This window comes from Coleofasciculus sp. FACHB-712 (assembly GCF_014695635.1).
GTDB lineage: Bacteria > Cyanobacteriota > Cyanobacteriia > Cyanobacteriales > FACHB-T130 > FACHB-T130.
Window position 1 is genome coordinate 1 of the sequence record NZ_JACJOQ010000033.1, and the last position, 6,280, is coordinate 6,280.

The 6,280-nt window shown below is 49.0% G+C and carries 7 protein-coding genes; 6 read left to right on the forward strand and 1 reads right to left on the reverse strand.

Features of this window, described 5'->3' with window-relative positions; translation table 11 throughout:
- From H6F50_RS00450 to H6F50_RS00460, 3 genes are all read left to right on the forward strand, one after another.
- On the forward strand, nt 1–411 hold a 411-nt coding region (locus H6F50_RS00450; protein WP_190425087.1), incomplete at its 5' end, for a molybdopterin cofactor-binding domain-containing protein.
- Between the two features lie 107 nt (nt 412–518).
- A complete protein-coding gene (locus H6F50_RS00455) occupies nt 519–1,676 on the forward strand; it encodes an XdhC/CoxI family protein (RefSeq protein ID WP_242028842.1) in 1,158 nt (385 codons plus the stop codon).
- A complete protein-coding gene (locus tag H6F50_RS00460) occupies nt 1,673–2,365 on the forward strand; it encodes a nucleotidyltransferase family protein (RefSeq protein ID WP_190425089.1) in 693 nt (230 codons plus the stop codon). Before H6F50_RS00455 ends, H6F50_RS00460 begins: the two co-directional genes overlap by 4 nt.
- 37 nt (nt 2,366–2,402) lie before the next feature.
- On the opposite strand, the gene H6F50_RS00465 is transcribed toward H6F50_RS00460, so the two are convergent.
- Nucleotides 2,403–2,876 (reverse strand): GNAT family N-acetyltransferase, encoded by a 474-nt coding sequence (locus H6F50_RS00465; protein ID WP_190425092.1) that lies wholly within the window; start codon nt 2,874–2,876, stop codon nt 2,403–2,405.
- Between the two features lie 234 nt (nt 2,877–3,110).
- Here H6F50_RS00465 and H6F50_RS00470 point away from each other — a divergent pair, with 234 nt between their 5' ends.
- The 3 genes from H6F50_RS00470 to H6F50_RS00480 all read left to right on the forward strand — a co-directional run bounded on the left by H6F50_RS00470 (nt 3,111) and on the right by H6F50_RS00480 (nt 6,020).
- Nucleotides 3,111–4,097 carry an aldo/keto reductase gene (locus H6F50_RS00470; RefSeq protein ID WP_190425095.1) on the forward strand — a complete coding sequence of 329 codons (987 nt, stop codon included), beginning with the start codon at nt 3,111–3,113 and terminating at the stop codon, nt 4,095–4,097.
- A 138-nt stretch (nt 4,098–4,235) separates the two neighbouring features.
- A complete protein-coding gene (locus H6F50_RS00475) occupies nt 4,236–5,282 on the forward strand; it encodes an aldo/keto reductase (RefSeq protein WP_190425098.1) in 1,047 nt (348 codons plus the stop codon).
- Nucleotides 5,283–5,624: 342 nt separating this feature from the next.
- On the forward strand, nt 5,625–6,020 hold the full coding sequence (locus H6F50_RS00480; RefSeq protein WP_190425100.1) for a VOC family protein: 396 nt from the start codon (nt 5,625–5,627) through the stop codon (nt 6,018–6,020).
- The last annotated feature ends 260 nt before the right edge of the window (nt 6,021–6,280 follow it).

The following is a 6,280-nucleotide window of genomic DNA, read 5'->3' on the forward strand; positions in this document are numbered from 1 at the left end:
TTTGCCGAAGTGCGCGTCGATCCTGACTTTGGCGAAGTGCGCGTAACCCGCTTTGTGGGAGCCTTTGGGGTGGGACAGGTAATCAACCTCAAAACAGCGCGATCGCAAATGATCGGCGGTATCGTCATGGGGCTAGGTATGGCGCTACTAGAGGAAACGGTGACAGACTCCCGTACCGGACGCATCGTCAACGCCAATTTGGGCGAGTACCACGTACCTGTCAACGCAGACATCCCCGCAATTGAGTCGTACTTCGTCGAAGAAATCGACCCGTACATTAACCCGATTGGAGCCAAAGGCGCAGGCGAAATTGGCATCACTGGCGTGGCGGCGGCGGTGGCAAACGCTGTCTATCACGCCACCGGGAAGCGCATCCGCGACCTCCCGATTACGCCGGATAAGTTGCTGTAATCTGTCTTAGCACCTAACCCCCCATCCCCTTCCCTAATAGGGAAGGGGAGCCATATTCAAAGTCCCTCTCCGAGTCGGAGAGGGGTTTGGGGAGAGGTCAGCCCGTATTGGCTCAAACTGCAAAGCGCTATATGAAAGAATTACAGGAGATTGTTGCCGCATTTGCAAAAGCCAAAAATTGCGGCAAGACAGTAGCGATCGCCACCATTGTCAAAGTCAGTGGGTCTACCTACCGGCGACCGGGCGCTCGAATGCTGATAACACTAGAGGGTCAGAGAATCGGCTCGATTAGCGGCGGCTGTCTGGAGAATGACGTTTTTGAACGCGCTCAACAGGTCATCGTGTCCGGTCAACCCATGTTGGTGAACTACGATACGACCTCCGACAATGACATCGTCTGGGGGCTGGGACTCGGTTGCAAGGGAATGGTACAGGTGTTGATTGAACGCCTAATTCCAGAAAACGAGTTAAGTCCGATGACCTTTCTGGCAGAGTGTCTGCATCGGCGGCAAGTCGGAGTTCTCGCAACAATATTTCACATTGAAGGTCAAATAAAGGCACAAGTCGGAACCCATTTAATGCTGCATCAAGATGGCACGATTTTCAGTAACCTCGAAGATGCACATTTGAGTGCAGACATACTCGAAGATGCCCGTGAAGTGCTTGATAAAAATTGCTCGCTTTTTAAAGCGTATCCCTTACTGGGAGGGAAAGCCGAAGTTTTTATCGAAGCGATTCAGCCACCTGTCTCGCTGGTCATTTTTGGAGCAGGTGACGATGCTATCCCGGTTGTACGCTTGGCGAAAGAATTGGGATGGTGCGTAACAGTCGTTGATAGCCGACCTGCCAATGCAAAATCAGACCGATTTCCCAGCGCCGATGAAGTGATTTTGTCTCGCCCAGAAATCGTCAATGAAACCCTAGAAATCGATAAGCGCACAGTAGCTGTCGTGATGACTCATAACTATCTGCACGACCTAGAAATCCTGAAAACTCTTTTACCTTCTCCCGTGCAATATTTAGGCATTCTTGGCCCCAAGAGAAGAACCGAACAGTTACTTCTTGAGCTAAAAGAACAGGGAATTCAGCTTACAGAAGCCCAACTTCACCGCTTGCATGGTCCTGTTGGACTGGATATTGGCGCTGACACACCGGAAGCGATCGCACTCTCAATTGTGGCGGAAATTCAAGCAGTTCTCGCCAATCGTTCGGGCGGGTTATTAAGAAATCGCCAGGAACCAATCCACCACCGGAGTACCGGATGAATGCGCCTGTCGTCGGTTTGATAATTCTGGCAGCAGGAGCATCCACTCGCATGGGGACTCCAAAACAACTGCTGTTGTATCAAGGGCGCAGCTTCCTCCGCCATACCGCAGAAATTGCGATCGCTTCCCTCTGTCAACCCATCGTCGTCGTTCTGGGAGCGAATGCAGAACGAATAAAGCCGGAAGTCAGCGAGTCACCCATCCAAATTGTCGAAAACCCACAATGGGCGGAGGGGATGAGTTCTTCGATTCGGGTGGGTATTGAAGCACTGGGTAGTTTAAATCAAAACTTAGACGCCGTTGCAATTGTCCTTTGCGATCAGCCTTTCATTTCTTCCCAACTACTCAATCAAATCGTGGAAGCCTATCAGGTCACGCGCCGACCGATTATTGCTTCAGAGTATGCAGGAAGCTTGGGCGTCCCCGCTTTGTTCAGCCGCGCCTTGTTTCCAGAACTCATGAGCCTAAAAACGACCGAAGGCGCAAAACAAATCATTAAAAAATACTCACCCGAAGTCTTTCGCATTCCCTTTCCGACCGAAGGCGCAAAACAAATCATTAAAAAATACTCACCCAAAGTCTTTCGCATTCCCTTTCCGGAGGGTGCTATCGACATTGACACCCCAAAGGATTACCAGCAATTTCAAGCGATCGCTGATGAGTCTCTACAAAGCTGGACTAGTATTTAGCAAATATCAAAATGAAAGATGATGCATTTTTTACTTTTTAAAGCATTTTCTCCATGAACACAGTACAGTGACCCTCGTTGTATCGGTCAATAAAATAGAAGCCGAGCCGCTGATAAAACTTCAGAGCTTGTGCTTGTTTTTGCTCATCAGTCGTATCAAGCCTGACTTTCTTATAACCTGTAATTCTGGCAAAATCTAAGAGCATCTGAGCCATTTTCGTCCCCAACCCTCGTCCTCGATAATCTTTAAGAAACCACATTCTCTTTAGTTCGCAGATGTCGTCGCTCAAACGCCGAATTGCGCCGCTGCCAACAACCCGCTCCTCATCAATCAGCACCAAGAATGTGCCCTTATTGTCGAAGTAGTGCGATTGCACGTCATCTATATCGGACATGGCATCGTAACGCCTAATCACTTCTTCAGGAAGCTGCCATATTTCGTTGCAAACCGCGATGATTACGCGCTTGACTTCTTCAATTTGATGTGATTTTATCGGTTTTATTTCTATCATCTGTGTTTCTGCCGTTGCGTATAAACGGGACAGATTATAAGTTTGAGATCCTTACCGTCGATGTGCAACCCCTGAGTAAAGCCCCACCAAGCGTGAAGGCGGACACCCGATTTCCAGTGAGGAAAAATGTCTACCTTAAGACGTATCCCCAGGCAAGTGACAAAACATCGTTAACTGCGTAGACTGAGCGCAAGTCAATTAGGCAAACTCCAGGGAAGAGGAAAGAGATGACCTATGAAGACACGACACTTAGGACGAAGCGATCTCACCGTCTCGGCAATCGGTTTGGGTTGCATGGGAATGTCAGATTTTTACAGCAACCGCGATGATACTGAATCAATTGCCACCATTCATCGGGCGCTGGAGTTGGGGCTAAATTTTCTCGACACGGCTGATATGTATGGACCATTTACGAACGAAGAACTGGTCGGACGAGCGATAAGCGATCGCCGCGACCAAGTTTTTCTCGCTACTAAATTCGGCATCGTTCGCAGCGAAGACCCCACCGTTCGCGGTATCAATGGCAAACCGGAGTATGTTCGCTCAGCTTGCGAGGCTAGCTTGCGCCGTCTGGGTGTAGAGACGATTGACCTCTACTACCAGCATCGAGTTGACCCAAATACTCCCATCGAGGAAACCGTCGGTGCGATGGCGCAACTGGTTCAAGAAGGCAAAGTGAGATATTTAGGACTTTCGGAAGCCGGATCGGAAACCTTGCGTCGCGCTTGCTCCGTACACCAAATTACCGCATTGCAGAGCGAGTATTCCCTATGGAGCCGCGATCCAGAAGACGCAATTCTTGCCACCTGTCGAGAGCTTAACATTGGCTTTGTTGCCTATAGCCCGCTCGGACGGGGCTTTTTGACCGGGCAGATCAAAAGCTTTGATGACTTGGCTGCTGATGATTACCGCCGCAACTCACCGCGTTTTCAGGGCGACAACTTTCAGAAAAATCTGGAACTGGTGCAACGGATTGACGAAATTGCCCAAGAAAAAGGGTGCCGACCAGCGCAGCTGGCTCTTGCTTGGGTGCTGGCGCAGGGTGAAGACATCGTTCCCATTCCCGGAACTAAGCGGCGGCAATATTTGGAAGAAAATATCGCTGCGCTGGAAGTGAATCTGACACCAGAAGATTTGCAGCGTATCGACGAAGTGGCACCCAAAGGCGTCGCTAGCGGCGGACGTTACCCGGAATCGATGATGAGCATGGTAAACCGCTGACATTTTTGAGCAACGGTGTCTGCTACAAAGATGCTTGTGACAGGTCAAAGTTACTGCGTGCAATCCTGAAGGCGGTTAATTCCTAGCAATCAGATTTTTTGTTCGCGCTAAAACTCCCTTCGTTCTACAAGGAAAACCATGAGATACAAGCTATTGGGAAAGAGTGGATTAAGAGTTTCCGAACTCTGCCTTGGCACAATGACTTTTGGTGAAGACTGGGGCTGGGGCGCATCCAAAGATGAAAGCCGCCAAATCTTTGATGCCTTTGTGGAAGCAGGAGGTAACTTTATTGATACTGCCAACGGCTACACCGATGGCACCAGCGAGAAAATGGTTGGTGAGTTCATTGCCTCAGAACGGGAACGCTTTGTCGTTGCTACCAAATATTCTTTTCCCTTGCACATGAGCGATCGCGCGGGCAATCCCAATGGCAGTGGCAATCATCGCAAGAACATGATGCAGTCGCTAGAAGGCAGCTTGAAACGCCTTAAAACTGACTACATTGACGTATACTGGCTGCACGCTTGGGACTTCACGACGCCTGTGGAGGAAGTGATGCGTGCCTTCGATGACTTGGTACGCTCTGGCAAGGTACTCTACATTGGCATTTCTGACGCACCCGCTTGGATTGTTGCACAAGCAAACACGCTGGCGCAGTGTTACGGCTGGACGCCGTTTGTAGCGCTGCAAGTCGAGTACAGTTTGATCCAGCGGACGCCAGAACGCGACTTGTTACCGATGGCAAAGGCTTTTGACTTGGCAATTACGCCGTGGGCGGCTCTTGGTGGTGGTGTGCTGACGGGCAAGTACAATAAGCCCAATGCCAGCAGCGAACAAGGGCGAATCGGAACGATAGGGGGGAATATTTCCGAAAGCCAGCTAGCGATCGCTAACGTTGTGTGTCAAGTTGCCGAAGAAATTGGGCACACGCCTTCACAAGTGGCGCTGGCTTGGTTAAGCGCTCAAAGCAGCGTCATCATCCCGATTATCGGTTCTCGGAAGGTAAGCCAGATCGAAGATAATCTGGCTTGTCTGGATGTCAAGCTGATGCCAGAGCATTTGCAACGCCTCAACGAGGTGAGTCAGATCGATCTGGGCTTCCCCCACGACTTCCTGAGTAATGACACGATCCGCGATCGCCTTTATGGCGGCACATTCAACTTAATCGACAATCATCGCATCTGAAGTCAGAGTAAGGAAGAAATCAATAGACCGATGCTTTTTTCCTGATAATTTCCAATGGCGATCTAATTCACCTTGCAGAATTTACGCTAAAGCCAGAGAATCAGGAATGCTTGGTGGAATTGGAGCAGGAATCTGTAATCTTAGGGTTGCAAAATCCAGAACGAAACGATTTTTCAATATCCTAGGACTTACGCAGAGATCCCCCTTGCATCCCCCTTAAAAATGGGGAATTTTCCGGTTCCCCCAATTTATCGGGGGTTTAGGGGGATCTAAGTTTCAAGCTTTCAGTGGGCAAGTCCTATCTCCCACAAAAATGTATTGCTCAAATAAGGTGAAGTTGCCATGAAAGTTAAATCTGCATATACAAGGCTTCTGGTTACTGATATTGAAGCTTGCTTTCTGTTCTACCGAGATGTAATGCAATTCAAGGTTACTGTGGAAGATTTCCAGAGCGGATATGCTGAATTTGAAGCGGGAGATATGAAGCTGGCTTTATTCAGGCGCAAGGAAATGGCAGAGATGATCGGAAACGATCAGAAGCCTTCCAGTGCCGAATGTCAAGACAAAGTTGTAGTAATTTTCTCAGTCCCTAACTTGGACGAAGCCTATCACGAATTAAGACATAAAGGCATCGAATTTACTACAGATCCGATGACCAACCCATACTATGGAATGAAAACAGCCTATCTTCGAGATCCTGATGGAAATCTTATTGGTTTATATGAGTTTTTAGACTGATATAAAAAAGTCAGTCTGGTTAGCGATGCCTAAGCTTATGATTGCGCGATCGCTATTTGCATTCTAGGCCTGCCGTCAGCATTACAAAAAAAGCGCTGCCCCTGGATAGCAGTTTATCTCAGCGTTCGGAAACCAAAGGCAAACCAGATTCCGCATCCCTCTTAGGTGCGGCTTGCTGACGGACACAGTGCCTTCGATACCTTTAAAGAACTCCTGACACAAGGCGGTGCAGGTTTAATCGAACCCATGTGAAATGAGCC